General features: G+C 70.0%; 25 protein-coding genes and 1 pseudogene. 20 read left to right on the top strand and 6 right to left on the bottom strand.

All coding sequences use genetic code 11. The features are described from left to right. The first annotated feature begins 9 nt into the window (after positions 1 to 9). Both IEY70_RS09320 and tmpR read left to right on the top strand, forming a co-directional pair. Positions 10 to 420: an NUDIX domain-containing protein gene (locus IEY70_RS09320; RefSeq protein WP_189064736.1), complete on the top strand. Its 411-nt coding sequence runs from the start codon at positions 10 to 12 to the stop codon at positions 418 to 420. Next, positions 417 to 1,160 (top strand): bifunctional dihydropteridine reductase/dihydrofolate reductase TmpR, encoded by a 744-nt coding sequence (tmpR, locus tag IEY70_RS09315; protein ID WP_189064735.1) that lies wholly within the window; start codon positions 417 to 419, stop codon positions 1,158 to 1,160. Before IEY70_RS09320 ends, tmpR begins: the two co-directional genes overlap by 4 nt. A 257-nt stretch (positions 1,161 to 1,417) precedes the next feature. On the opposite strand, the gene IEY70_RS09310 is transcribed toward tmpR, so the two are convergent. After that, positions 1,418 to 1,936 carry a YbaY family lipoprotein gene (locus tag IEY70_RS09310; protein WP_189064734.1) on the bottom strand — a complete coding sequence of 173 codons (519 nt, stop codon included), beginning with the start codon at positions 1,934 to 1,936 and terminating at the stop codon, positions 1,418 to 1,420. Between the two features lie 530 nt (positions 1,937 to 2,466). On the opposite strand from IEY70_RS09310, the pseudogene IEY70_RS09305 reads away from it, so the two are divergent. Next, positions 2,467 to 3,896, top strand: a pseudogene (locus tag IEY70_RS09305) (S8 family peptidase); the annotation flags it as partial. A gap of 254 nt (positions 3,897 to 4,150) precedes the next feature. Beyond that, on the top strand, positions 4,151 to 4,771 hold the full coding sequence (locus IEY70_RS09300; protein ID WP_189064733.1) for a DNA-3-methyladenine glycosylase family protein: 621 nt from the start codon (positions 4,151 to 4,153) through the stop codon (positions 4,769 to 4,771). A gap of 95 nt (positions 4,772 to 4,866) precedes the next feature. On the opposite strand, the gene IEY70_RS09295 is transcribed toward IEY70_RS09300, so the two are convergent. Beyond that, complete coding sequence (locus IEY70_RS09295; protein WP_189064732.1) at positions 4,867 to 5,520, bottom strand: flavin reductase family protein; 654 nt, start codon at positions 5,518 to 5,520, stop codon at positions 4,867 to 4,869. A gap of 29 nt (positions 5,521 to 5,549) precedes the next feature. Between IEY70_RS09295 and xseB the strand changes: the two genes are divergently transcribed. Then, positions 5,550 to 5,783: an exodeoxyribonuclease VII small subunit gene (xseB, locus tag IEY70_RS09290; protein ID WP_189064731.1), complete on the top strand. Its 234-nt coding sequence runs from the start codon at positions 5,550 to 5,552 to the stop codon at positions 5,781 to 5,783. A gap of 76 nt (positions 5,784 to 5,859) precedes the next feature. On the opposite strand, the gene IEY70_RS09285 is transcribed toward xseB, so the two are convergent. After that, a complete protein-coding gene (locus IEY70_RS09285; protein WP_189064730.1) occupies positions 5,860 to 6,489 on the bottom strand; it encodes an SDR family oxidoreductase in 630 nt (209 codons plus the stop codon). A gap of 161 nt (positions 6,490 to 6,650) precedes the next feature. Here IEY70_RS09285 and IEY70_RS09280 point away from each other — a divergent pair, with 161 nt between their 5' ends. After that, positions 6,651 to 7,322, top strand: a complete 672-nt coding sequence (locus tag IEY70_RS09280; protein ID WP_189064729.1) for a lysophospholipid acyltransferase family protein — start codon at positions 6,651 to 6,653, stop codon at positions 7,320 to 7,322. A 111-nt stretch (positions 7,323 to 7,433) separates the two neighbouring features. Here IEY70_RS09280 and IEY70_RS09275 read toward each other — a convergent pair whose 3' ends face one another. After that, a complete protein-coding gene (locus IEY70_RS09275) occupies positions 7,434 to 8,555 on the bottom strand; it encodes a sterol desaturase family protein (protein ID WP_189064728.1) in 1,122 nt (373 codons plus the stop codon). 418 nt (positions 8,556 to 8,973) lie between these two features. Between IEY70_RS09275 and IEY70_RS09270 the strand changes: the two genes are divergently transcribed. The 4 genes from IEY70_RS09270 to IEY70_RS09255 all read left to right on the top strand — a co-directional run bounded on the left by IEY70_RS09270 (position 8,974) and on the right by IEY70_RS09255 (position 12,039). Next, positions 8,974 to 9,849, top strand: a complete 876-nt coding sequence (locus IEY70_RS09270) for an ABC transporter substrate-binding protein (protein WP_189064727.1) — start codon at positions 8,974 to 8,976, stop codon at positions 9,847 to 9,849. 4 nt (positions 9,850 to 9,853) lie between these two features. Next, positions 9,854 to 10,873 carry a FecCD family ABC transporter permease gene (locus IEY70_RS09265; RefSeq protein WP_373290771.1) on the top strand — a complete coding sequence of 340 codons (1,020 nt, stop codon included), beginning with the start codon at positions 9,854 to 9,856 and terminating at the stop codon, positions 10,871 to 10,873. Between the two features lie 91 nt (positions 10,874 to 10,964). Next, positions 10,965 to 11,690 (top strand): ABC transporter ATP-binding protein, encoded by a 726-nt coding sequence (locus IEY70_RS09260; protein WP_189064776.1) that lies wholly within the window; start codon positions 10,965 to 10,967, stop codon positions 11,688 to 11,690. Positions 11,691 to 11,694: 4 nt separating this feature from the next. Beyond that, positions 11,695 to 12,039 carry a (2Fe-2S) ferredoxin domain-containing protein gene (locus tag IEY70_RS09255; RefSeq protein ID WP_189064726.1) on the top strand — a complete coding sequence of 115 codons (345 nt, stop codon included), beginning with the start codon at positions 11,695 to 11,697 and terminating at the stop codon, positions 12,037 to 12,039. A 24-nt stretch (positions 12,040 to 12,063) separates the two neighbouring features. On the opposite strand, the gene IEY70_RS09250 is transcribed toward IEY70_RS09255, so the two are convergent. Then, entirely contained in the window at positions 12,064 to 13,182 is a 1,119-nt protein-coding gene (locus IEY70_RS09250) for a catalase family protein (protein ID WP_189064725.1), read from the bottom strand. Positions 13,183 to 13,408: 226 nt separating this feature from the next. Between IEY70_RS09250 and IEY70_RS09245 the strand changes: the two genes are divergently transcribed. Continuing rightward, positions 13,409 to 15,082 carry a C1 family peptidase gene (locus IEY70_RS09245; RefSeq protein ID WP_189064724.1) on the top strand — a complete coding sequence of 558 codons (1,674 nt, stop codon included), beginning with the start codon at positions 13,409 to 13,411 and terminating at the stop codon, positions 15,080 to 15,082. Between the two features lie 98 nt (positions 15,083 to 15,180). Here the strand turns inward: IEY70_RS09245 and glmS are convergent, their stop codons facing one another. Beyond that, entirely contained in the window at positions 15,181 to 17,001 is a 1,821-nt protein-coding gene (gene glmS / locus IEY70_RS09240; protein WP_189064723.1) for a glutamine--fructose-6-phosphate transaminase (isomerizing), read from the bottom strand. 608 nt (positions 17,002 to 17,609) lie between these two features. On the opposite strand from glmS, the gene IEY70_RS09235 reads away from it, so the two are divergent. The 9 genes from IEY70_RS09235 to IEY70_RS09195 all read left to right on the top strand — a co-directional run bounded on the left by IEY70_RS09235 (position 17,610) and on the right by IEY70_RS09195 (position 26,045). Next, positions 17,610 to 17,816, top strand: a complete 207-nt coding sequence (locus IEY70_RS09235) for an FmdB family zinc ribbon protein (protein ID WP_189064722.1) — start codon at positions 17,610 to 17,612, stop codon at positions 17,814 to 17,816. Then, positions 17,813 to 18,958 carry a S1C family serine protease gene (locus IEY70_RS09230; protein WP_373290770.1) on the top strand — a complete coding sequence of 382 codons (1,146 nt, stop codon included), beginning with the start codon at positions 17,813 to 17,815 and terminating at the stop codon, positions 18,956 to 18,958. The genes IEY70_RS09235 and IEY70_RS09230 overlap by 4 nt, the downstream gene beginning before the upstream one ends. Before the next feature lie 169 nt (positions 18,959 to 19,127). Then, a complete protein-coding gene (locus IEY70_RS09225; protein ID WP_189064721.1) occupies positions 19,128 to 20,039 on the top strand; it encodes an SPFH domain-containing protein in 912 nt (303 codons plus the stop codon). 4 nt (positions 20,040 to 20,043) lie between these two features. Further along, a complete protein-coding gene (locus tag IEY70_RS09220; RefSeq protein ID WP_189064720.1) occupies positions 20,044 to 20,214 on the top strand; it encodes a type II toxin-antitoxin system antitoxin in 171 nt (56 codons plus the stop codon). Positions 20,215 to 20,458: 244 nt separating this feature from the next. Continuing rightward, a complete protein-coding gene (locus IEY70_RS09215) occupies positions 20,459 to 21,070 on the top strand; it encodes a deoxynucleoside kinase (protein ID WP_189064719.1) in 612 nt (203 codons plus the stop codon). Continuing rightward, positions 21,070 to 21,693: a deoxynucleoside kinase gene (locus tag IEY70_RS09210; protein ID WP_189064718.1), complete on the top strand. Its 624-nt coding sequence runs from the start codon at positions 21,070 to 21,072 to the stop codon at positions 21,691 to 21,693. Before IEY70_RS09215 ends, IEY70_RS09210 begins: the two co-directional genes overlap by 1 nt. A 48-nt stretch (positions 21,694 to 21,741) precedes the next feature. Then, positions 21,742 to 22,479, top strand: coding sequence for a hypothetical protein (locus IEY70_RS09205; RefSeq protein ID WP_189064717.1), 738 nt, complete (start codon positions 21,742 to 21,744; stop codon positions 22,477 to 22,479). Between the two features lie 45 nt (positions 22,480 to 22,524). Continuing rightward, positions 22,525 to 23,982, top strand: a complete 1,458-nt coding sequence (locus IEY70_RS09200; protein WP_189064716.1) for a UDP-N-acetylmuramoyl-L-alanyl-D-glutamate--2,6-diaminopimelate ligase — start codon at positions 22,525 to 22,527, stop codon at positions 23,980 to 23,982. A 32-nt stretch (positions 23,983 to 24,014) separates the two neighbouring features. Next, positions 24,015 to 26,045 (top strand): DUF3160 domain-containing protein, encoded by a 2,031-nt coding sequence (locus IEY70_RS09195; RefSeq protein WP_189064715.1) that lies wholly within the window; start codon positions 24,015 to 24,017, stop codon positions 26,043 to 26,045. Positions 26,046 to 26,082 lie beyond the last annotated feature (37 nt).

The following is a 26,082-nucleotide window of genomic DNA, read 5'->3' as shown; positions in this document are numbered from 1 at the left end:
CTGGGCCGCATGGACAGACCGCTGGTGTGTGTGGGGGCGCTCGTGTGGGGCCAGGATGGCCGGGTGCTGCTGGTGCGCACCACGAAATGGCGCGGGCTGTGGGGCGTGCCCGGAGGCAAGGTCGAGTGGGGCGAGACGCTGCTGGACGCCGTGACCCGCGAGTTCCGCGAGGAAGTGGGCCTGGAATTGCGGGGCGTGCTGTACGCGCAGACGCAGGAATCGGTCCTGAGCCCGGAGTTCCACAGGCCCGCGCACATGCTGCTGGTGGATTTCTTCGCCAGCACGGACGGGCACGAGATCACCCCGAACGAGGAGATCGAGGAGTGGGCCTGGGTGCACCTGTCCGGGGCGCTGGAGTACCCACTGAACGGCGTGACGCGCACGCTGGTGGAACTGGCCCTGCGGCGGGGCGAGCAGTGACGGAGCACACCGGCACCACGCAGGGTCGGGGCACGGCGCTCGTCACGGGCGCCTCGCGCGGGATCGGGCGGGCACTGGCCGTCGCCCTGGCCGCCGAGGGCTTCGACGTGACCGCGCACTACCGGGGCAGCGAGGCCGACGCCCAGGAGACCGCCCGGCTGTGCCGCGAGCACGGCGTGCGGGCCGCCGCGTTGCAGGCAGACCTGACCGACCCGGCCCAGGCACGGGCGCTGGTGCGCGCGGCACACGCGGCCTTCCCGGAATCGGGACTGGCGGTCCTGGTGAACAACGTGGGCAACTACGTGAACCGTCCGCTGCTGGACACCACGGACGCCGAGTGGGCCGACATGCTGGGCAGCAACCTGACCTCCACCTTCGCCACCTGCCAGGAGGCGGCGCCGCTGCTGCGGGCGCGCGGCTGGGGGCGCATCGTGAACCTGGGGTACGCGGGGGCCTCCTCGAACGTGGCGCGGCCCGGCATCGTGCCGTACGTGATCGCCAAGGCCGGGGTGCTGCAACTGAGCCGGTCGCTGGCGGTGGTGCTGGCCGGATCGGGCGTCAGCGTGAACGTGGTCAGTCCCGGCGTGATCGACACCAGCGTCAGCCAGCCGGTCGCGCAGATTCCGGCCGGGCGGCCCGGCACCGTCCCGGAACTGGTCGGAGCGGCGCTGTCGTTCGTGCGGGCCAGCGATTACCTGACCGGGCAGGAACTGGAAGTCGCGGGCGGCTGGAACCTCTGATCAATGGTGCGGACACTGTTCGGGCGTCAGAGGGGAACAGCATGGAACACGTCTTCTGTAACGCCATGCCTGCTCACCCCCTCCCAGCCTCCCCGCTCAAGGGGGAGGGGTAACCACTGCGTATTTCTCGCTGGTCTGCCCTGAAGGTATGAACCTGTCCGCACCATTGATGACATGGACGCCGATTGAATGGTCTGCGAAGCCGTTCAATCGGAGTGGATGCGAGAAGGAGAGAACTGCCCCTCCGGGTCTGGGGGTCAGCGGAGGTTCAGGACGGCGCGGGGCGTGGTGGGCAGCGGTGTGGGGGCGCTGTTCCAGAGGGTCTTTCCGGCTGCGCTGCTCAGGGTGGCCTGGACGGTGTAGGTATGGCCCTTCTGGAGGCGGGCGGGGTTGAAGGTCAGCCAGTAGGGGGCGGGCAGACGGCTGACGAGGAACGTGACCGTGACGAGGGCGCGGTCGGGTGCGGCGGTGTCGCGGATGGTCACGCGGGCCTGCGTGCCTGCCGGGAAGGACTGGCGGGTGTTCGTGGCGGTGCGGAGTTCGCCGCGGATCTCGCGCCAACCGGCGGGAATGTCGCGGCTGGGCGGGGCATCGATGGGCGTGAGGGTGATCTGCGCGACGACCGGGCTGAGCAGGATGGTTCCGGCGCGGGCCTGCGTGGGGGTCTGCTGGGCGTGGGCGACCGGGATCAGTGGGCCGGTCAGCAGGGTGGTCAGGAATGCGGCGCGCAGATGGGCGCCGGAGGGCAGGTGCGCGCGTTTTGTGAGAAAGTTCATATCCGCATGGTGCGCGTGTGCGGCTGTTCACTGCAAGGCCTGATGGGAGGGGAACTGCCGGGACTGTCAAGCGGAGGTGCGACCGGCCGGCAGGGTCATCTCATGAATAACTGACCGGCGGTCCGCTTTCGAAGGGAGGATTCCGGCGTGCGATCCGCAACTTCGGCGGCTGGATCGACGTTTCAGACGGCATTCCGGGGACTTGAGCAGCGTACACCTTATATGAGTAAAATGAGACAAATCTCATCATATGGGTGCTGTTATACACCCGTTCGTCTATTCTGGACGGCTTTCATAACGTGAGGAACGCACTTTTCGGCCATTCCGACTCCTCAGAAAACAAATGTCGGGAATTCCACAGCCGATTCATCCACCCACCCCCGGAACCTGCGTATGATCTCTACCAGTTCCGTACCACTTCTATTCAGGCCGTGCCACACACGACTTTCCAGTCGCCGTGTCAGGACTCCCGCTGTCCTGCCCGCCCGTGACCGCCCCCCACCCGTCCGCCCGGAAACGACGTTCAGCGCGCCTCCAGCTCCGCCCGCCTGCTGGGCACCAGCAACCCCGAAGCGATCCCCGGCGAGTACATCGTGGTCTTCAGCGACGGCGCCGCCAGCAGCCTCAGCACCCAGAGCGCCGGCGGCCTGATCGGCAGCCTGGGCCTCGACCCGCAGGGCGTGACCATCCAGCACCTGTACAGCCAGACCATCCAGGGCTTCGCCGGGAAACTCAGCGCCCAGAACCTCGCCACACTCCAGGCCGACCCGCGCGTGAAGTACATCGAGCAGAACGCCCGCATGCAGATGACCGCCACCCAGAGCGGCGCCACCTGGGGCCTGGACCGCATCGACCAGACCAGCCTCCCGCTGGACGGCACCTACACCTACGACACCACCGCCAGCGGCGTCCGCGCGTACATCATCGACACCGGCATCAACACCGCGCACACCAGCTTCGGCGGGCGGGCCGTGTGGGGCACCAACACCACCGGCGACGGCAACAACAGCGACTGCCAGGGCCACGGCACGCACGTCGCCGGGACGGTCGGCAGCGCCACCTGGGGCGTCGCCAAGGGCGCGCAACTGATCGCCGTGAAAGTCCTCGACTGCAGCGGCAGCGGCACCAACGCGGGCGTGATCGCCGGCGTCAACTGGGCCGTGAGCAACAAGGGCACCAGCAAGGCCGTGGCGAACATGAGCCTGGGCGGCGGCTTCAGCCAGGCCGTGAACGACGCCGTGAACAGCGCCGCCGCCCAGAACCTCGTGATGATCGTCGCGGCCGGCAACGAGAACCAGAACGCCTGCAACGTCTCCCCTGCCAGCGCCGCCAGCGCCATCACGGTCGGCAGCACCACCAGCACCGACGCCCGCAGCTCGTTCAGCAACTACGGCAGTTGCGTGGACATCTTCGCGCCCGGCAGCTCCATCACCAGCACCTGGATTGGCAGCACCACCGCCACCAATACCATCAGCGGCACCTCCATGGCCTCCCCGCACGTGGCGGGCGCGGCCGCCCTGTCGCTGGCCGGCGGCTCGACCGGCACCAGCAGCGTGACCAGCGACCTGCTCGGCCGCGCTACGACCGGCAAGGTCACGGGCGCCGGGACCGGCAGCCCCAACCGGCTGCTGTACACCGGCAGCGGCGCCGTCACGCCCCCCCGCCCAGCAGCGGCACCTACACCGGCACGGTCAGCAGCAGGCAGAGCAGCTACCAGCCGGGCAGCGCGGGCTTCAGTTACGGAGGCGGGACCCTCAGCGCCACCCTGATCGCCGTGAGCGGCACGGACTTCGACCTGTACCTGCAGAAGAAGAGCGGCAGCCGCTGGGTGGACGTGGCCGCCAGCGAAGGCAGCAGCAGCAACGAGAGCGTCACGTACAACGCGGGCAGCGGCACCTACCGCTGGGAGGTCTACGCGTACAGCGGCTCTGGCAGCTACACCCTGAACACCAGCAAGTAATACGGACTCCGATTGAATGGGCTGCAAAGCCCATTCAATCCGAGCGAAGCGAGTGGGAGAGAAACGGGTTCCGGACGTGGAGTTGGCAATCCGATGAAGCTCCGGGTTATTGGCGAAACAGACGGAATCCGTGTAACCAGGACCAGCAGGGCACCGGTACCGGCATGCAACCACCCGCGAGGCCGGGGGGAACGGGCGCAATCAGCACCTCTTGCGCCTCTTCCCCCCGGCCTCGTTCGCTCAGAATGAACGGCATGACGCTGTCCGTCCCCCTGACCAGCCACGCGCCGGCAACCGCGCACCTGTCCCGCGACCCGGTCATGGCCGAAGTGATCGCCCGCGTGGGCGACCTGCCCGTGCTGACACCCACCCCGGACCCGTTCGGCACGCTGATCCGCAACGTGACCGGGCAGCAACTGAGCGTGAAGGCCGCCGCCAGCATCCACGCCCGCCTGACCGGCACGCTGGGCCAGGTCACGGCCGACACCCTGCTCGCCGCCAGCGGCGACACGCTGCGCGGCGCGGGCCTGTCCTGGGCGAAGGTCCGGACCGTGCAGGCGACCGCGCAGGCCGCGAAGACCGGCGCGGTGGATTTCGCGCACCTGGCCGCGCAGGACGACGAGGCCGTGATCGCGGCGCTGCTGCCCCTGCCGGGCATCGGCCGCTGGACCGCGGAGATGTTCCTGATGTTCGCCCTGGCCCGCGCGGACGTGTTCAGCCTCGGGGACCTCGCGCTGCGCCAGGGCCTCGCGCGGCTGCACCCGGACACCCCGAGCGCCGAGGTGCTGCCCCGCTGGGCGCCGTACCGCACCCTGGCCGCCCGTTACGTCTGGGCGGACAACGCCCGCGTGAAGGCCGGAGGGGAACCGGTTTAATCAGCGGATGGCGGATGGCGGATGGCGGATGGCGGATGGCGGATGGTCAACAGCGTGTACGCGGCCTCCCCGCCCGGGTCAAGCCGATCCACTTCCTACTGCCCCTTCTGCCACTCCTCGAAGGAAATGCGGTCGATGACGAACGTATCGCGGGTGCGGGCGTACGTGCCGCGACCGCCCATCCGGCCGATCAGGTCCAGCGCGGCGGTGTCGACGTGGTGCCGCTCGGCGTCCTGCACGGCGTCCGAGCGCAGGGTCAGGCCCAGCACCTCGCCCAGGATGATGCGGGTGTGGCCGATGGTGACGGTCTGCACCTCGCGGCATTCCAGCGCGGCGGGCGCGGCGGCCACGCGCGGCACGGCGACCTTCACGCCCGGCACGAGCGGAATGCCCAGCGCGTCAGGTTCGGCGTGTCCGTGGGGGAAGTCGGTGGCGGTGGCGTTCATGGCGCCGGCCAGCGCCTCGCTGACGAGGTTCACGGTGAACTCTCCGCCCGGGCCTATGTTCAGCGCGGTGTCCTTGGGCGTGCCGTCCGCGCGGTCGCCGGGCGCGAACGCCACGACGGGCGGGTCGCTGCCCATCAACCCGAAGAACGAGTACGGCGCGAGGTTCACGTGCCCGTCCGCGCCCACGGTGCCGACCCACGCGATGGGGCGCGGCACGACGGTGGCGGTCAGCAGTTTGTACCGCGCGGCGGCGGGCAGCGCGGTCAGGTCGAAGTGATGCACGTCCGGCGGGGCCTGGGTCATGCGCGCAGCGTAGCGGTAGCATGGGCGGCATGACTGAGCCTCAGCCCACCTCGTACCGGGAGGCGTACGCCCGGCTGAGCCGCATCGCCGCCGAACTCGAATCCGGCGAGGCCGACCTGGACCGCGTGCTGCCCCTGCTGGAGGAAGCCCGCGCCGCGTACGCCCAGTGCCGCGAGCGGATCGAGGCGGTCCGCGCCGTCCTGGCCGGAGACTGGGCCGACGGGGACGACGCCGACGAACCCGACACGGACGACGAGGAGTAAGTCGGGAGTGGGCAGTGGGGAGCGGGTCGGAGGTCAGCCCCGATCCACTCCCCACTGCCTACTTCCCACTGCCCGCTTACAGTTCCGCGATGGCCTGCGCGACCGGGGTGTTCCCGGCGACCACCTCGAAGGTCCGCCCGGCGCTGCGCGGGTCGTTCAGGCAGGCGAGCACCACGCCCGCCACGTCGTCGCGGGCGATCATGCCGCGCGGGGCGGGCATCCCGGCGCTGACCATGCCGGTGCCGGGCGTGTCGGTCAGGCCGCCGGGGCGGACGACCGTCCACTCCAGCGCACTGGCCTGCACGTGCGCGTCCGAGACGGCCTTCACGCGCAGCACGGCGTTCAGGAAGGGCGGCATCTGCTCCGGGCGGTCCACGCCCATGGAACTGACGACCACCAGTCGGCGCGGGCCACCGTCGCGGCGCGCGAGTTCGTCGGTCAGGGCGATCAGGGCGTCCCCGTCGATGGCCTGGAAGTTGCCGCCCGCGCCGCCCCCGGCTGCCCACACGACCGCTTCGGCGCCGTCCAGGGCGTGCCTCCACTCGCCGGTCAGGTCGCCCAGGACCGGCTGCGCGCCGTGCAGGGCGAGCATGTCCGCCTGCTCCTGCGTGCGGACCAGCGCGGTCACGTGATGCCCGGCCTGCGCGGCCTGAGCCACGACGCGGCGGCCCACGCCGCCCGCCGCTCCGATGACAGTGATCTTCATGCGGCCCAGCCTACGCCCGCACCCCGGCCCGGGCACTGTCGGCGCCGTCACGTTGGGCCGGGCGCGGCCTTCACGTGCCACTTAGCGTTCCCGCAGGGCAGGGAGGCGGGCGGGTCAGCCTGGGCTGCCGGGAGGGCGCGGCGGGCGTATCCTCTGCATTGATGAGTGAAGTTGCCCGCCCTGACCTGAACGGCTCCGGCTCTCCAGACCACGGCGCGGCCGTAGTTGCGCGTCCCGCGCCGGAACCGGCCGCGCCGCGCGTGATTCCCGGCGTGTACCGTTTCGTGGTGAACGTCACGTACCTGCCGGTCCTGGCGAGCGGCATGCACCTCGAAGTGCACGGGCGCGAGCACGTGCCGGTCGCGGGCACGCCGCTGGTCGTGGCAGCCAACCACGTGAGCGGCCTGGACCCGTTCCTGGTGGCGCGCGCACTGCCGCACGGGCGGTTCATGCAGTTCATGGCGAAAAAGGAACTGTTCGTGCCGGTCGTCGGGGACATCATCCGCGCCGGGGGGTCGTTCCCGGTGGACCGCAGCGGCAACGACCTGGGCGCGGTCCGCACGTCCCTGCGGATCCTGAAAGCGGGCGGCACGGTCGGGATCTTCCCGCAGGGCACGCGCGGCGGCACGGAACTGCACGGCGGCGCGGCCCTGATCGCCGCGAAGGGCCGCGCGCCGATCCTGCCCGCCGGAATCAGCCGCGAGGGGAAACGCTGGATCGTGCGGTTCGGCGAACCCATCTCGCCGCGCGGGGGGATCAAGAGCGTCACGGCGGAACTCGGCGAGGCCCTGACGGAACTGTCCCGCCCGGTCGGGGAGGCGTTGTCCGGTTGATGGCTGATGGCTGATGGCTGATGGTCAACAGCGTGTGCGCGGCCTGACCGCCCAGGTCAAGGCCACCCGGTGCCCACTTCCGGCGGTTCGGTTCCCTCGCTACAAGTCTCGTTACGCTCCAGTCAGCTGCGGCTGCGGTCTGCGGGTCCACCAGGTGGTCAGCAGGGCGTGTGCCAGGAACGCGGCGGTCAGGGCGATCAGGGCGAGGTCGTCGCGGCCGGTCCAGGCGGTGAAGGCGGCCAGCGCGGCGGCCAGCAGCAGCCAGGAGCGGCTGCCCCAGCGGCGGCCCTCGAACAGTCCGGCGACGGCGACGGTACTGGCCAGCAGGATGCCGAACAGCGTGAATTCCTCCGCGCCGCCCCGCGTGGGCTGGGTGGCGATGTAGTCGATCAGCACGCCGAACAGCACGAAGCCCCCCAGCGCGACCAGCGGGTCCGGGAGGGGCGTGGGGTCGCGGCGCGTCCAGGTGGGCAGGCGCGGCGCGGGGCGGCGCAGGACGTGCCGCAGCACCGGGAGGTTGTTCGCCCAGAAGGGGTTGTCGCTGGGCGTGCGGTGCGCGACGCCGTACCTGATCTCGATGTCGCCGCGTTCCTCCTGGAAGGTGCCGAACCAGCGGTCCCACATGGCGAAGGTGCCGCCGCAGTTCCGGTCGCGGTACTCGGGGTTGCTGGCGTGGTGCACCCGGTGATGGGACGGCGTGACGAGGACGTGCTCCAGCCAGCCGCTGTTCTTCACGACGCGGTTGTGGTTGTAGAACTGCACGAAGTAGTGCAGTGCGCCGATCAGCACGAACTGTTCGGTGGGGACGCCCAGCACGGCCAGCGGCACGAAGAACGGCAGTGAGGTCAGCGAGGAGTACCAGGAGTTGCGGATGCCCAGCGACAGGCTGAAGTGTTCGCCCTCGTGATGGACGACATGCACGGCCCACAGCAGCGGGTACTTGTGGTGCAGGCGGTGCATCCAGTAGAAGCACAGGTCCCAGGCGAGCAGCGTGAACACCCACTGCGCCGCGACCGGCCACTGCCCGACCCAGCCGAGACTGAAGTGCCGCAGGACGTAGTCGAAACCCGCGATTTCCAGGCCGCGGCACACCCAGGTCATGACGTGCCCGGAGTTCAGGTTGAACATCACCTCGCGCCAGGGGATGGGTTCCTTCTCCACGAAGTGGATGTACAGCAGTTCCGCGATGACCAGCACGAGCAGCAGCAGGATTCCCAGAAACAGGTTGATCATGGACCGTCCAGCAGTACGGTGAATTTCAGCAGGTGGCAGGATGGCGCAGGAGCGGGCGGCCTGTGATGACCGCGAGTGTACCGGCCGGGAGCGGCCGCCGCGCGTCAGGTTGGCGCAGGGCGGCGGGGGTCGGCTGCGCTATGCTGGGCGGTGACGGCTGCGGGGGGAAATCCGGTGAGAATCCGGTCCTGTCGCGCAACGGTAACCCTCCCCTGTGGGGCGGGCAAGGCCGAGCACCCCCGCCGTTCACGCCTGCCCGGCACCGGGGGCGTGTGGCATGACCTCTCGCGGAGTAGGGGGCACGCCGTGGCTGGCCCCGCTCCTGGCGTGCCTGCCCACGGACTGCTGATTCCCTGCGCCGCCCCACTCCGGGGCGGTGTTGTGCTTCCGGCCGGGGGAGGCAGCCAAGGAGCACTCCATGAACCGTACCTTCCTGACTGCGGCCCTGACCGGCTTCCTGACCCTGAGCGGCGCATCTGCCGCGACCACCTACCCCCTGACCCTGAAAGACGACCTGGGCCGCACCGTGACCGTGAAGGCCGAGCCAAAGCGGATCGTGAGCATGCTGCCCAGCACCACCGAGACGCTGTGCGCCATTGCCGCCTGCGAGAAGCTGGTGGGCGTGGACGCCTACAGCGACTACCCGCAGCAGGTGACGAAACTGCCGAAGATGGGCGGCCTGTACGACCCGAACGTCGAGGCGATCATCGCGCAGAAGCCGGACCTGGTGCTGGTCAGTCAGTACGGGAAGCTGGAGGGACCGCTGACGCAGGCGGGCATCACGGTGGTGGCCGTGAACCCCGAAACGTACGACGAGGTGTTCAGCAAGACCCTGACGCTGGGCCGCGTCGTGAACCGCGAGGCGCAGGCGCGGGCGCTGGTGACGCGCATGAAGAGCGATATCGCCCGCGTGGAGATCCTGACGAGGAACGTGGTGCGTAAACCCACCGCGTACCTGGAGATCGACCCGACGCCGTACTCGATCGGCCCGAACTCGTTCATGGGTGTGCTGCTGACCAAGGCGGGCGCGCGGAACATCATCCCCGCCAGCATGGGGGACTTCCCGAAGGTGGACCCGGAATTCATCGTGAAGGCCAACCCGCAACTGATCCTGGGCGTGGACGCGAAGACGGCGGGCGCGCGGCCCGGCTGGAACAGCATCGGCGCGCTGAAGACCGGGCGGGTCGTGAGCATCCCGGATGACCTGAACACCATGCTGGGCCGCCCCGGCCCGCGCCTGCCGCAGGCGCTGCGCGGCCTGGCGAAGCTGATTCACCCGGAACTGTTCAAGTAAGCCCGTGGAAGCCGCCGCGAGTGACCGCCGGGGGGCGGCCGGCGCCCTGGCGCTGCCCCTGAAGACGGCCGGGCTGGTGCTGCTGCTGCTCTCGGCGGTGGTGCTGGGCACCGGGCTGGGCAGCGTGAACGTGCCGCCGGGCGAGGTGCTGGGGGCGCTGTGGCGCGGCGTGACCGGTCAGGCGCTGGCCGGGAACGACGTGATCGTGTGGCAGATCCGCCTGCCGCGCGTGGTGATGGGCGTGCTGGTGGGTGCGAGCCTCAGCGTGTGCGGCGGCGCGTTTCAGGGCGTGTTCCGCAACCCGCTGGCCGACCCGTACCTGCTGGGCGTGGCGAGCGGCAGCGCGCTGGGCGCGACCATCGCCATCGTGGCCGGCTGGCCGCGCACCCTGATTCCGGTGACGGCGCTGCTGCTGGCGCTGGCGGCCGTGACGGGCACGCTGGCCCTGGCGCGTGAGGGCCGCCGCTTTCCGCCGAACCGCCTGATCCTGGCGGGCGTGGTGGTGGGCAGCGTCCTGAGCGCGGCCACCACGGCACTGATCCTGCGCGGCGAGGACCGCGCGCGGCAGGTGCTGGCCTACACGCTGGGCGACCTGGGCTTCAGCGGCTGGCCGGACGTGCTGACGGTCCTGCCGTACGCGGCGCTGGGCGGCGGGGCGCTGCTGCTGCTGGCCCGCGCGCTGGACACCCTGCAACTGGGGGAACTCACCGCCCGCAGTCTGGGCGTGCCGGTCGAGCGGCTGCGGCTGATCACGGTCGTGGCGGCCAGCGTCGCCACGGCGGGCGCGGTGGCGTACGTGGGCGTGATCGGCTTCGTGGGACTCATCGTGCCGCACGTGGTGCGCCTGATGTTCGGCCCCGGTCACCGGACACTGCTGCCGCTCTCGGCGCTGCTGGGCGGGGCGCTGCTGGTGTACGCGGACCTGCTGGCCCGCACCACGCCGCTGTCGCAGGTGGGCATCGTGACCACGCTGCTGGGCGGGCCGTTCTTCCTGTGGCTGCTGAGGCGGCAGGTCAGTGAGTAGTTCCGTGCAGAGCCCGGCCAGCAGTCCCACCAGCAGCCCGGATCGGCTGGAGGCGCACGACGTGCACGTGCAGGCCGGGTCGTTCCCGGCGGTGCGGGGCGTCACGGTGACCTTCGCGCCGGGCGAGTTCACGGCCGTGATCGGCCCGAACGGCGCCGGGAAAAGCACGCTGCTGCGCGCCCTGATCGGCCTGACCCCCGTCACGCGCGGCGAGGTGCGACTGGCCGGGAAGCCGCTGCGAGCCTGGAGCCGCGCCGAGCGGTCACGGGCGCTGGCGTTCCTGGCGCAGAGCGAGGGCCTCCCGGCCGCCGCGCGCGTGCGGGACGTGGTCGCCCTGGGGCGCGGCGCGGGCGACTGGCGCTTTGGTCTGCTGCCCCGCTCCCCCTGGACCGCCGAGGACGAGGCCGCCGTGGACGCCGCGCTGGACCGCACGGACACCCGCCGTTTCGAGGACCGGCGCGTGTCGGAACTGTCGGGCGGCGAGGCGCAGCGCGCCGCCCTGGCCCGCGCACTGGCCGCGCAACCCCGGTTTCTGCTGCTGGACGAACCCACCAACCACCTGGACCTCGCGTACGCGCTGGACGTGGTGCGCTACCTGCGCTGCGAGGTGGCCGGGGGGCTGGGCGTCGTGGCGGTCCTGCACGACCTGAACCTCGCGGCCCGCGCCGACCGGCTGGTGCTGCTGCACGCCGGGCAGGTCCTCGCGACCGGCACGCCGCGCGAGGTGCTGACGCCCGCGAACCTGCTCGCGGCGTACGGGGTGCGGGTCAGGGTGGTGCAGGACTCAGACCGCCTGCTGGTTATCCCCGAGGATTAGGGCGATGCCTGCCAAGTACTTCCCCACCCACGGCCACCTGCTCGTCTGCCAGGGCCCCAACTGTCAGGCGCGCGGGTCGGCGCTGCTGCACAAGGCCCTGTGGAATCACCTGGAACGCGAGTCCCTGGTGTACTACAAGCGGGGCGGCACGCTGCGCCTGACCGAGAGCGGCTGCCTGGGCTCGTGCAGTTTCGGCCCCAGCCTGTGCGTGTACCGCGCCGCGCCGGCCGGGGCAGGCCTGGAAGAAGCGTGGTACGCCGCCGTGGACTTCCCACTGGCCGCCCGCATCGCGCAGGCCGTGCACGAGCAGGGGCCACTACCCGCCGAGCATCAGTACGGCCCGGAGTGACGCGACCTGCGCCCGCTCCAGGCTTCAGGGCTGGGGCAGGTCCGCGCCGCTGCGGGGTTCCGGGATGGGTTCGTCGTTGTGCTCGCGGCGGAACTGCACAGACATCTCGTACACGTGGCGGCGGGCGCGCATGGCGTTCCCCAGCGGGCGGTGCGCGGCCAGCGCGTGCCACGGGTTGAAACTCAGGCGGTCGTCCGCGAACACCAGTTTGTCCGGGCGGGCCGTGTCCTGCGGCGGCACGGTCAACCGCGCGACCATCCGGAAGGGACTGAGCGTCTCGTCCCACTGCACCGAGCCGTCCTCGATGGGCATGCGCTGCGGGTCGGTGCACAATTGCGCGCGCAGTTCCCACACGCCACCCTCGCGGCGGATGGTGTCGGCCACGGCGGCCCGGAGTGCGTCGGCGCGGCCCGGCCCGAGGACCTTCACCGCCTGATCCTTCAGGGCCAGCAGCGGCTGCGAGACCGGCGCGAGCGACACCTTCGCCACGTACTCGCCCCAGCGGACGGGCAGTTGCGAGTAGTACGTCTCGCCCAGCGGGTGCGTGTACGGGTGGCCGCCCAGTTGCTTCAGGGCGCCGGCCAGCGGGCCGCTGCTGCCCGCGACGCGCGCCGCGACCTGCGCGCCCAGCGCCGCCGCGACCTTCAGTTCCTCCGGGGCGTTCACGGTCAGGCGGATCGGCAACTGGTTGTTCAGGAAGCCGCTGGCGTCCTTCGCGGCGAACACGGGACCGTTGTTCAGGAGGAAGTCCTGCGTGACCTCGCCCGCGTGGCCGTCCACCATGTCCTGCCCGGCCGGACCCACGACCTTCAGCGCCAGGGCGCGGGGTGTGGACACGCTGTCCGGCAGGATGTCGCCGGGCGGCGTGGACAGCCGCATCACGGCCGGGTAGCGGCCCGCCTGCGCGAACAGCCCCTGCGCCAGCGGGGCGGGCAGGTCGCCCGGCACCTCCAGTTCCCCGATCATGACCCCGTGCGATTTGCTGTGCACGCTGCGAACGGCGTGGTGGTAGCGCCCCTGGAAGGCCTCGCTGTACCCGCGCATGACCTGCGCGATCCGCTCGGCGGTCTGCGCTTCGCCCGGCTGCGCCTGTTCGAGCCTGTCGTGGTACTGCACGAACTCCGGAGTCCCGTCAGATGTCATGGCGCAGGCTAACAGGCACGCGCGGAATCCGGCCAGCAGGGGCGCCCTTGTCGCTCCGTTCAGCTGCCGTTCATGGGCCTGTTCATGCGGGCCTGTTCATGCGCAGGTGCCCGGACCGGCGCGGCCGATCACGGCCCGATCATGGGTGAGGTGGTGAACTGCACCCACGAGAACCCGCCGCCCCCGCGCAGACGGACCAACGGCAGCGGTTTTCAGGGAGATCAGCATGAACAAGCACCGCTCTGCCCGCCGCCCCGCCCACCACGCTGCCCGCCGCCTGACCCTGCTGACCCTGTGCGCCGCGCTGGGAGGCGCGCACGCGCAGAACACCGTCAACCTGAACTTCAGGAACCTGACCCTGCAACCGGTGCAGATCGCGAACCTGGACCTGAACGTGCTGCGCGTGGACCCGCAGGTGTTCCAGCAGACCCTGAAAGCCCCGAACGCCCTGCAACTGAACCTGACCGACCTGCCCGCCCGCATCCAGGCCCGCGACGCCGAGGTGCGCCGCAGCCTGGACGTCGTGGGCACCCTGGCCCGCTCGACCGAACTGCGCGCCGACATTGCCCGCACCACGCTGAGCCTCCCGCGCGGCCTGACCGTGCCCGCCACCGTCACCCTGCGCGGCGGCGAGAACCGCGAGGTGCTGCTGTTCGGGCAGGACACCGTGGCCGTCAGTGTCGCGCAGGCCGAGGCGGGCGCCGACCGCAACCGCGCCGAGATCCTCGGGTCCTTCGGCCTGAACGACCAGAATCCCGTTCCGCGCGAGTTCCTGTCCCAGGACTCCCTGAGCGGCGTGACGCTCGCCGCGAACGCCCGCATCAACGTCGCCGCGCTGAACACCGCCGCCCTGACCCGCCTGCAGACGCGCCTCGCGCCGCCCAAGCCCTCGCAGCCGGGCGGGGAACTCGGGGACGGGTTCGTCAGCAACCCCAGTGACGGCGCGTGCCGGTTCACGCCCACCAGCGCCCTGTTCGGCCAGATGCGCGGCAACGCCATCGATCAGATCACCACCATCAAGGACCAGGGGCGCCGGGGCACCTGCATGGCCTTCGCGTACACCTCCGCGCTGGAAAGCCTGATCGCGCGGCGCAAGCAGATCACCTTCAACCTGTCCGAGCAGTACGCGTACTACTGGCTGCGCGGCGACGACGGCGTGCTGGGCGACGGCGCCGGCTGGGGCGATTTCGATGACGCCATCGCCCGCCAGCGCATGCTGCCCACCGAGGTCCGCTGGAAGTACAACCCGTCCCGCAGCCGCGTGCGCGTGCCCGCCAACACCCAGCAGCCCATCACGGCCTTCAAGAACTCCTGCGTGAACTACGCCGATCAGGCGTGCAGCGACACCACCGCGCAGGCACAACTGGTCTGCCAGAGCGGCACGAACAACTGCGCCTGGAAACCCGAGTGGGACATCGCCCCGAACGCCGCGTTCAACTTCCGGCCCACCCAGGGCAACGAGGTCTGGGTGGCGCTCGCCAACAACGCCCTGGGCAACGGGGACGCCGCCCGCGCCTACCGCCGCGCCATGCTGCGGCAGATGATCGACCGGGGCGACCAGCTGATCCTGGGCTTCACCGTGGACGGCGCGTTCGACTCCATCGGCGCCAGTGGCCTGCCCGACACCACCCGCATGGGCCAGAACGTGCGCGGCGGGCACGCCGTTCACATCGTCGGGTACGTGAACACCGGCACGCAGACGTACGCGGCGAAGATCGCCGGACTGGTCGACGTGAAGTTGACCCTCCCCACCGGGTACTTCGTGATCAAGAACTCCTGGAGTTGCGGCTTCGGGGACGGCGGGTACGCCTACCTGCCCGACAGCTTCATGGACCGCGAGACGAACGGCGTGTACAACCTGCGCGCCGGAGCCGTCGCCAGCGACATGGCTGGCTTCTGAACGAACAAGGGAGGGGGCCGCAGCGCGACTGGCTGCGGCCCCCTCCTGCATTGCCGTTACTCGACGCTGCTTACTCGACCGTGTTTACTCAACCGTGTTTACTCTACCGTGACGCTCTTGGCGAGGTTGCGGGGTTTGTCCACGTCCTTGCCCAGCGCGGTGGCGGTGAAGTACGCGAGCAGCTGCATGGCGACGGCGTTCACGACGGGGCTGACCATCTCGTGCGCGCGGGGGACGTAGATGACGTCGTCGCCGTGGCGGGCGTTCTCGGTGTCGCCGTCACTGAGGAACAGGATGACCTTCCCGGCGCGGGCGCGGACTTCCTGCACGTTGCTGATGGTCTTTTCCAGCAGGCGGCTCTCGGTGGCGATCACGGCGACGGGCAGGTGCTCGTCGATCAGGGCGATGGGGCCGTGCTTCATCTCGCCCGCTGCGTACGCCTCGGCGTGGATGTAGCTGATCTCCTTGAGTTTCAGGGCGCCCTCGTAGGCGGTGGGGCTGTTCACGCCGCGCCCGAGGAACAGGTAGTCGCGGGCCATGGCGTATTTCTCCGCGACCTCCTTGATGCGCGCCACGCGCTCGGGGCTCAATGCGTCCTCGACGAGGCGGGGCAGTTCACGGGCGGCCTTCAGGAGTTCCGCGCCCTGCTCGGCGCTCAGGGTGCCGCGGGCGCGGCCGAGCCAGAGGGCCAGCATCAGGAACGCGCTGACCATTGACGTGTACGCCTTGGTGCTGGCGACGCCGATCTCGGGTCCGGCGTGGATGTACAGCGTGTCGTCCAGTTCGCGGGTCATGGAGGAGCCCTTGGCGTTGATCACGCCGAGGGTCTTCGCGCCGAACTTCTTCGCCTCGCGCAGCGCTTCCAGGGTGTCGATGGTCTCGCCGCTCTGGGAGACGACGATGGCCAGGGTGTTCTCGCTGACGAGGGGGTCGCGGTAGCGGTACTCGCTGGCCACGTCGACTTCGACGGGAATGCGGGCGAGCTGCTCGATGAGGTACTCGCCGACCAGTCCGGCGTAGAAGGCGGTGCCGCACGCGATGATGCTGATCCGTTTGAAGGAGCCGGGGTCGAGGTTGATGTCGAGGTTCACCTCGCCGGTGTCGTCGTGCAGGCGGCCGATCAGGGTGTTCGTGAGGGCCTGGGGCTGCTCGTAGATCTCCTTGAGCATGTACGTGTCGTACCCGCCCTTCTCGGCGGCCTCGGCGTCCCATTCGATGTGCTCGATGGTGCGCTGCTGCGGGTTGCCCGCAAGGTCCATGACGCGGAAGCCGTCGTCGTTCAGGACGACCATGTCGCCGTCGTGCAGGAACACCATGTTGCGGGTGTAGGCCAGCAGGGCGGGCACGTCACTGGCAAGGAACATCTCGCCTTCCCCGACGCCCATCACGAGGGGGCTGACGGTGCGGGCGGCGACGATCTCGCGGTGGTCGACGTGCGTGACGACGATCCCGTACGCGCCGCGCACCTGCGCCAGGGCGGCCCGGACGGCCTCTTCAAGGTTGCCCGCGTAGGCTTCCTCGATCAGGTGGGCCAGCACCTCGCTGTCGGTCTCGCTCTTGAACTCGTGCCCGCGCCCCTGGAGGCCCTCTTTGAGGGTCAGGTAGTTCTCGATGATGCCGTTGTGAATGATCACGATGCGGCCGTCCTCGGTGGCGTGCGGGTGCGCGTTCGTGTCGTTCGGCAGGCCGTGCGTGGCCCAGCGGGTGTGCCCGATGCCCAGCGAGCCGCTCATGGGCTGGCCGTCGAGGAGCGTGTTGAGGTTCTCGAGTTTCCCGGCCTTCTTCTTCACGTCGATCTGCGCGCCGTCATGGATGGCGATGCCGGCGCTGTCGTAGCCGCGGTACTCGAGTTTGGCGAGGCCGGAGATCAGGACTTCCTGCGCTTGACGGGGGCCGATGTATCCAACGATTCCACACATGGTGACTCCATCCCGCCGTCGGCGCGGGGGCCGGGCGGGGGTGCCTGTCTTTGAAGTTGTTGTGCGTCGTGCGCGGCCTTATGCCCACGTTGCCGTGGGGGTTATCGCCGCGCTTCCCGCCCCGGCGTGGGGCGGCGGGTAGGCGCCTGAACGCGCGCCTGGAGGCATCCGCAGATTGCTCGCTGACCTCCACCTCGTCTCCCCCGCGTGCGGGGGCCTTGCGCTGCCCTGTTTGTGTGAACCGGACACCAGCGGTTCAGGCCGCAGCATAGCGCGGGCAGGGGGGTGGGCGCATGTGAGTGCCCGCCGCCCCTGAGTACAGCACTCACGGTGGGCGGCACAGGGAGCGGCAGAGGGATCGGCAGAGCGGCCGGGAGGGCGGTAACTGAAGAAACTCTGAAGCCCGCGCCGTGCGGGCAGTGTGGACGGGTTGCCCGGCGGAACAGTCCGGGCGCGGCGGTCCTTGCTAGGATAGGCGCGGACGTGCCCGCAGTGCGCGCGCGCGTCCGGCTGAACTTTCCGGCACGCGGAACGCAGCGAGGACCACGGTCCGGCTGCACGGGCCGGCGCACGTCAGAGCGTCACGATCAGAGGACACCGTAACCACCATGCCCACGTACCTGTACAAGAACATCGAAACCGGCGAAATCTACGAGTTGCAGCAGAGCATGCGCGACGAGGCCTACACCACGCACCCGGAAACGGGCGTGCCTGTCAAGCGGATCCTGGCGCGGCCCGGCATTGCCTTCAAGGGCAGCGGATTCTACGTGACCGATTCCCGCCCCAAGGGCGGCGAGGGCGGCGGCGGCGAGTGACGCCGCCCGGCACCCCGGCCCGCCCGGCGGCCCGCACCGGGCGGCTGGGTCTGCGCGTGCTGGGCGCGGCGCTGCTGCTGAGCGGCGCAGTCGCCGGGGCGTACATCACGGGACGGGTCAGCGCCGAGCGGGCGCTGGTCACGCCGGACGAGGTGAACACCGTCGAGGTGGCCCAGAAAGCCATTCAGGCCGTGGTGCGCATCGACAACCGCCTGCAACGCGAGAGGTTGCAGGTCGGGGATGACCCCATCGACACCGGCACGGGCTTCTTCTACAAGAAGGACCTGATCGTCACGAACTACCACGTGGTTCAGTACCAGGAGTCCCTGACGGTCACGCTGTTCAACGGCCGTCGCGTCAGCGCGAAGATCGAGGGCATCGACCCCGGCATCGACATCGCCATCCTGCGCGTGACCGGCGTGACCGCGCCCGCCACCCTGAGTTTCGGGTCGAGCGCGCGCCTGATTCCGGGGCAGAAACTGCTGACCATCGGCACGCCGCTGCGCATTCAGAACTTCGTGGGCAGCGGCGTGTTCAGCGTGGCCGCCAGCGCCCGCGACCTGAACCGCAACGACGGCTTCGCCAACGAGGTCGGGCAGTACATCGTCACGACGGCCAGCATCCAGCAGGGCAACAGCGGCGGCCCGGTCCTGGATTCACGCGGGGCAGTGGTGGGTGTCGCCGACGCGAACGTCTCGGCGAACGGCCTGATTCCGGGCGTGATCGGCATCGCCGTGCCCGGCGATCTGGTCAAGCAGAGCTTGGACGACCTGGAGAAGATCGGCGTGCCGCAGCGTGGCACGCTGGGCGTGACCATGGTGGACCTGGACAACCTGGACCCGGCGCTGCGGCAACTGGCGGGCCTGAACAGCTCCGAGGGCGCGCTGGTGGACGAGGTTCCGGCCGGGACGGCCGCCGCCCGCGCGGGCCTGCGCGGCAGCCTGCGCAACAGCAAGGACCAGCTGCTCGCGCCGCTGGGCGACATCATCGTGGCCGTGGACGGGCAGCGCGTGCGGGACTCGTTCGACGTGATCCGGCTGGTGGCCGCCAAGCGTCCCGGTCAGACCGTCACCCTGCGCGTCTGGCGCAACAAGAAGAGCGTGGACGTGAAGGTCACGCTGCTCAAACGCACCCTGCAGTAGGGTTGATGGTGAACGGTTGATGGTCGATGGACGGGGCACTCCCCCTCTGTCGACCATCGACCATTGACCGTTTCCGCCTGTCCGTGCTCGCGGGCCGGGCGGCTGGTGCACTCTATCCAAAAGTGATATCACTTTGATAGGTAATCGAGATCAGCCCGGAGGTTCCATCATGAACGAACTGCAACAGGCTCCCACCCCCAACCCGCAGGGCGGCGTCTCCACCCGCAGCGGTGTCGCCAGCGTCGAACGGGCCGCCTTCGGCCTGCCCGGCATCCCGGTGTTCCTGATCTGGATGCTGCTGTGCGCCCTGACCGTCTGGGCATTCAGCTCCGGGCAACTGATCCTGAGCGGTGTCCTGATCGCAGCCGTGATCTTCGTGGTCGTGGGCTTCTTCATCGTGCAGCCCAACCAGGCCATGCTGCTCACGCTGTTCGGCCGCTACGTGGGCACCGAACGCCGCAACGGCCTGTACTGGACCAACCCCCTGACCGTCCGCAAGAGCGTCAGCCTGAGAATCCACAACTTCAACTCCGAACGCCTGAAGGTCAACGACCTGGCCGGGAACCCCATCGAGATCGCCGCCGTGATCGTCTGGCGGGTCGTGGACACCGCCCGCGCCGTGTTCGACGTCGAGGACTACAACGAGTTCGTCGCCATCCAGAGCGAGACGGCCCTGCGGCACCTCGCCAGCCAGTACCCCTACGACGAGTACACCGACACCGGCATGAGCCTGCGCGGCAACGCCGACGAGATCGCCGACGCCCTGGCCACCGAACTCGCCACCCGGCTGCGCCACGCGGGCGTGGAGGTCCTCGAAGCGCGCCTGTCGCACCTCGCGTACGCCCCGGAAATCGCGGGCGCCATGCTTCAGCGCCAGCAGGCCAGCGCCATCATCGCGGCGCGCACCCAGATCGTGCAGGGCGCGGTGGGCATGGTCCAGATGGCCCTGAAGGAACTCAGCGAGCAGGACATCGTGCACCTCGACGAGGAACGCAAGGCGCAGATGGTCAGCAACCTGCTGGTGGTCCTGACCAGCGAACGCGGCACGCAGCCGGTCGTGAACGCCGGAAGCCTGTACTGACGGTATGGCGCGCAAGAACTTCCCCCTGCGCATCAGCCCGGAGCTGTACGCCGCGCTGGAACGCTGGGCGGCAGACGACCTGCGCAGCGTGAACGCCCAGATCGAGTACCTCCTGACCCGCGCCGCGAAAGACGCCGGGCGCCTGAAAGACAAGAAAAAAGAGGACAGCGACTAAGTACACTGCGTTTATCTTTTAGATAAACCGCGCGGAGCGCGTAGCAGAAGAAGTACGTTGAAGCGGGAATGGAGAGATTCCGGCGCTTTCCCGGAATCTCGCAATGGTAGCTTCAACGTACTTAGCAGACGTAGGATGGAACCCACCCCATCCTCCGTCTGCCGTTCACCCTCCTCCTCCCCGCGCGTGTCAAGGCGTTCATCCACCCTTGAGACTCCTGGGGGGCGCTATGCTCTGGCCTGTCATGTACGTTGTCGTCGAAGGGCCCATCGGGGTCGGGAAAACAAGCCTCGCCGGGCGCCTCGCCGCGCGCCACGGCGCCGAACTGAACCTGGAAATCGTCGAGGAGAACCCCTTCCTGGCGAAATTCTACGAGCAGCCCGAAGCGTTCTCGTTTCAGGTGCAGGCGTTCTTTCTGCTCTCACGCTTCAAGCAGCTCTCGGCGCTGTGGCAGCCGGGCCTGTACAAGGGCAGCGTGGTCAGCGACTACCTGTTCGACAAGGACTTCATCTTCGCGTCCATGAACCTGCGCGACGCCGAGTTCGCGCTGTACGAGGACCTGTACTCGCACCTGTCGCCGCGCCTGCCCACCCCGGACCTCGTGGTGTACCTGCGCGCCGACACCGACGAACTGCTGCGCCGCATCGCGCTGCGCGGCCGCCCGTTCGAGCAGGACATGCAGGCCGCGTACCTCGCGGACCTGACCGGGCGGTACGACGAGTACTTCCGCACGTACCCGCACCCGCACCTGATCATCGACGCGGCCGGCATCGACTTCGTGAACAACCCGGACCACGAACAGGACCTGATGGACCGCATCGACGGCGCCCTGCGCGACACGCAGGCGGCCGACTGATGTACCTCGCGGTTTCCGGGAACATCGGCAGCGGCAAGAGCACCCTGACGCGCATGCTGGCCGACCGCTACGGCCTGCGCCCCGTGTACGAACCGTACGCCGACAACCCCTACCTGGAAGACTTCTACCGCGACATGCGGCAGTACTCGTTCCACTCGCAGGTGTACTTCCTGTCCCGGCGCCTGGAGCAGCACCTGAACCTCGTGACCGGCGCCCGCTACGTCATTCAGGACCGCACGGTGTTCGAGGACGCCAACATCTTCGCGCGCAACCTGTTCGAGAGCGGACAGATGGCGCGGCGCGACTGGGACACTTACCTCAGCCTGTACGAGGGGGTGCTGAGCGCCCTGCGCGTCCCGGACCTGCTGATCCACATCGACGCCAGCCTGCCCACCCTGAAACGCCGCATCGCGCAGCGCGGCCGCGAGTACGAGCAGGCCATCCCCGACGAGTACCTGGGCGGCCTGAACCGCCTGTACGACAGCTGGGTCACGGGCTTCGGCGCCTGCCCGGTCGTGCGTGTTCCCGGCGACCAGCTGGACTTCGTGGCCGACCCGCAGGCCTTCGAGTGGGTGTGCGCGCGCGTGCAGGCCAACGGCTTCGGCCTGCCGCTGCTGCGCTGATCCGCACCGCGCACCATTGCTCCCGGCGCAGCGCGGTAGCCTGCGGGGATGACGGCCTTCCGTTCCTCCGCGCGCATGCACCCGCGGCCCTCCCGGCCAGACCAGCAACCGGGCCAGCGACCGGATCAGCGACCGGGCCTGCTCCGGCAGGCACTGCTCCGCATGGGCCTGCTGTGCCTGACCTCGCCGCTGGCAGCGGCGCAACCCCCGGCCACCCCGCCCGCCCAGCCGCCCACCTGCCCGGCCGACTGGACCGAACTGCACCCCGAGCACCTGCGGGCCGCGCAGGTCAGCGTGCCGCGCGCGACGTTCAGTGACGCGCGCGGCGCGGCCGGGAAGTACAGCGTGCGCAGCGGCGACCTGCTCCTCCAGGGACGCAGCGTGCAGGGCCGCCGGTGCAGTTACCTGGTGCCCAGCGGCGGCCTGCCCGACCAGCTGATGCGGGGCTTCCTGCCCGACACGCAGGTCGAGGCGCTCCCCGCCGCGCCCGAAGAGGCCGGCACCTGGGCCAGGGACGCCAACGCGGGCCTGACCGTCCGGCAGACCGGGAGCGGCGCGCTGACCCTGAACGGGTCAGCCACGCACGTCGGCGCGGACGGCAACGTGACCCAGGGGAACCTGAACGGCCCGCTGCGCCGCCAGGAGGGCGCGTGGCCGCTGGCGTACAGTGACGGCGAGTGCAGCGTGAACCTGCGTCCCGTGGGTCCGTGGATGCTCGCGGCGGACAACGGGCGTTGCGGCGGCCTGAACGTCCGCTTCGACGGGCTGTACCAGCGGGTGCGCTGAGCGGCGGCCCGCAGCGCCGGGCGGCGCAGCCCGTATCATCCCCCCATGCGTCTTTCCGAGCTGGCCGCCCACCTGAACGCCCCCACCCCTACCGACAACCCGGAGGTGACGGGCGTGACGCACAACGCCGACTGGGCAGGGCCGGGGTTCGCGTTCGTGGCGATCCGGGGGGCGCGCTTCGACGGGCACAGCTTCATTGACCGGGTCGCGGCGGCGGGCGCGGTGGCCGTGATCGGCGAGGGCCTCCCGGACGGCATGACCAGCCCGCTGCCGTACCTGCGGGTCGCCAGTGCCCGCGCCGCGCTGGCCGACGCGGCGGCCGCGCTGGCCGGGCACCCCAGCCGGGGGCTGCGGGTGGTGGGCGTGACCGGCACGGACGGGAAGACCACGACCAGCTGGATCACGCGGCACCTGCTGCGCGCCGCCGGACAGCGCACCGGCCTCCTGAGCACCGTCGGGTACGAACTTCCGGACGGCGAGCTGCGGCACTTCCCGGCGCACTTCACGACGCCGGAGGCCCCGCAGGTGCAGGCCACCCTGGCCGACATGGTCGCGGCGGGCGCGGACGCGGCGGTGCTGGAGGCCAGCAGTCACGCCCTCGCCCTGGAGCGCGTGCGGAGCGTCGCGTGGGACGTGGCCGTCTGGACGCACCTGAGCAGCGAACACCTGGACTTCCACGGCACGCTGGAAAACTACTTCGCGGACAAACGCCGACTGGTCGAGGCCGCACCGTTCGCGGTGCTGAACGTGGACGACCCCTGGACGGCGCAGCTGCGTGGTGTCGCCCCCGCCGAGACCACGTACTCCGCCGAGGGGCAGCATGCCGACTGGCGCGCCACCGACATCGAGGAACGCAGCACCGGCCTGCACTTCCACGTCCTCAGCCCGCTGGGCGAGTTCGACGCGCACCTGCCGACGATCGGACGCTTCAACGTCGCCAACGCCCTGGCCGCCATGGCCGCGAGCGCGCACCTCGGCGCGGGCTGGGAGGCCCTGGCGGCAGGCCTCGCGTCGTTCCGGGGCGTGCCGGGCCGCATGGAACTCGTGCCCGACGCGCGCGGGCGGCGCGTCGTCGTGGACTTCGCGCACACGCCCCCCAGCCTCGAAAAAGCTCTGGGCACCCTGCGCACCACAACGGCGGGCCGCCTGATCGTCGTGCTCGGCTCGGCGGGCGGCCCCCGCGATCCCGGCAAGCGTGCCCCGCTGGGCGAGGTCGCCACCCGCCTCGCGGACCACGCGGTCTTCACCGAGGAGGACTGCCGCGACACCCCCCTGGACGACATCCTGCGCGAGATGGCACGCGGCGCCCAGGAAGGCGGACACACCAACTTCCAGTCCATTCCCGACCGCCGCGCCGCCATCCGCGCCGCCATTGCCCTGGCGCAGCCCGGCGACACGGTCCTGCTGGCAGGCAAAGGCCCCGAGGACACCCTGGAACGCGCCCACGAGACCCTCCCCTGGAACGAGACGCAGGAAGCCACGGACGCCCTGAAGCTGAGCTGACCGGGTGCCCAGCGACATGGTATGAAGGCGGTATGCGTCCTCATCTGTGCGTCCTGACCCTGGCCCTGCTGGGCACCGGTGTGGCGGCTCCCACGCCGTACTCGCTGCCCGTGAACCTGAACGCCCTGAAATCGCCGCTGGTCAGCGGGAAGGCCGACCTGGGCCTGGACCCACTGAACGCCGCGCAACGCTCGGCGCTGGCCCGCAACGGCTTCGTGATCACGCCCGCGCAGTGGCGGCAGTTCGACGCCGTGTACGAGGCGACCCGCTACGCAGAGCAGCCGGTGTTCGTCACGTCGGACGCCACGCTGCACGTGTACCACCTGATCTTCGACAAACTGCTGCGTGACCTGGAACGTGAGTCCCTGGCCCCGGCCGCGCGCCGCCTGACCGCGCTGCTGGTGGCGGATTCCCGCCGGCAACTGACGGCACTGAAGGGCACGCCACTGGAGGCGGACGCGCGGCTGACACTGGCGTACCTGTCGGTCGCGCAGAAACTCGCCGATCCGGCCGTGACCCCGCCCGCCGAGGTGGCGGCGCTGGTAGCGGCGGAACTGAAACTCATCGACGCGCACCAGGGCATTGCTCCCTCGGCCATTTTCAGCGGCACGGAACTGCTCGAGGACTACTCGCAGTACGTGCCGCGCGGGCACTACACGAAAAGCGAGGCGCTGAAACGCTACTTCCGCTCCATGATGTGGCTGGGCCGCCTGAACCTGCGCGTGGATAAGGACAGCGAGACGCGCGTGGCGGGCCTGCTGACCGCCCTGATGGGGGCGAACGCCGAGGCGCAGAAGCTGTGGGCGCGCGTGTACGACCCGACCGCGCTGCTGGTGGGCCGCAGCGACGACCTGAACTACCGGCAGTATGCGGCGGCCCTGAAAGTCGCGGCGGGCGGGCAGGTGCGCCGACTGGCGGAACCGGCCGTCCTGACGGCCTTCCAGGCCGAGTTGCGGAAACTGCCGCCCCCGCAGGTGAACAGCGCCGTGGTGATCGCCCGCCCCGGCGAGGGCCGCGAGGTGCGCGACGCGCAGACACTCGGCTTCCGGCTGATGGGGCAGCGCTTCACGCTGGACGGCGCGGCCTTCCAGCGCCTCGTGTACCGCGAGGTGGGCACCGACACGCAGCCGCGCCTGCTGCCCAGCGGCCTTGACCTGCTGGCCGTGCTGGGCAGCGACGCCGCGCTGAACGAACTGCGCCGCACCGGGCAGTCGAAGTACGCGAACTACGACGCGAACATGGCGAAACTCCGCGCGAATTTCGCCGAGCTGAAGCAGGCCGACTGGACCGCGAACGTCTATTCCGGCTGGCTGTACGCCCTCCAGGCCCTCGCCAGGCCCGAACCGCGCGACGCACGCTACCCGGCGTTCATGCGCACGCCCGCCTGGACGCGCAAGGAGATGCTGACCGCGCTGGGCTCCTGGACGGAACTGCGCCACGACACCATCCTGTACGCCAAGCAGACCATGGCCGAGATGGGCGCCGGGGAGCCCCCGCAGCCCCCGCGCGGGTACGTGGAACCCAACCCGGCCCTCTGGGCGCGCCTGCAGACCCTGGAGGCCCTGACCCGCCGCGTCCTGAAAGAGCAGGGCGTCCTGTCGGAACGCACCGCGCAGAACCTCGACTCTCTGCGCGACATGCTGGGCCTCCTGAGCCGCGCCACCGCCAAGGAACTGGCGGGCACCCCGCTGACCCGCGACGAGTACGACCAGATCCACTACTTCGGCGGGTGGCTGGAACAGATGAAGATGGCCAGCGCCGACCCCGAGGACGGCGAGAACGCCAGCCAGTTCGACGAGGACGCCATGGCCGCCGTCGTCGCGGACGTCGCTACCGGCGACGGAACCGCCCTGGAGGAAGGCACGGGCTTCATCCACGAGCTGTACGCCGTCGTGCCCGACGGTCGCGGCGGCCTTCAGGTCGCGCGGGGCGGCGTGTACTCGCAGTACGAGTTCACGGTACCCGTCTCGGGCCGCCTGACGGACGAGGCGTGGCGCGCGCAGCTGCGTCAGGGCAAGGTGCCGCCCGCGCACCCCTGGCTGGACGGCGTGCTGGTGAAGTGATGCGGACTCGGATTGAATGGTTTGTGCAAACCATTCA

The sequence above is a fragment of the Deinococcus seoulensis genome, assembly GCF_014648115.1.
GTDB classification, from domain to species: Bacteria; Deinococcota; Deinococci; order Deinococcales; family Deinococcaceae; genus Deinococcus; species Deinococcus seoulensis.
Note: the sequence above shows the minus strand (reverse complement) of the source record. Positions and strands in the feature narration are given on the sequence as shown.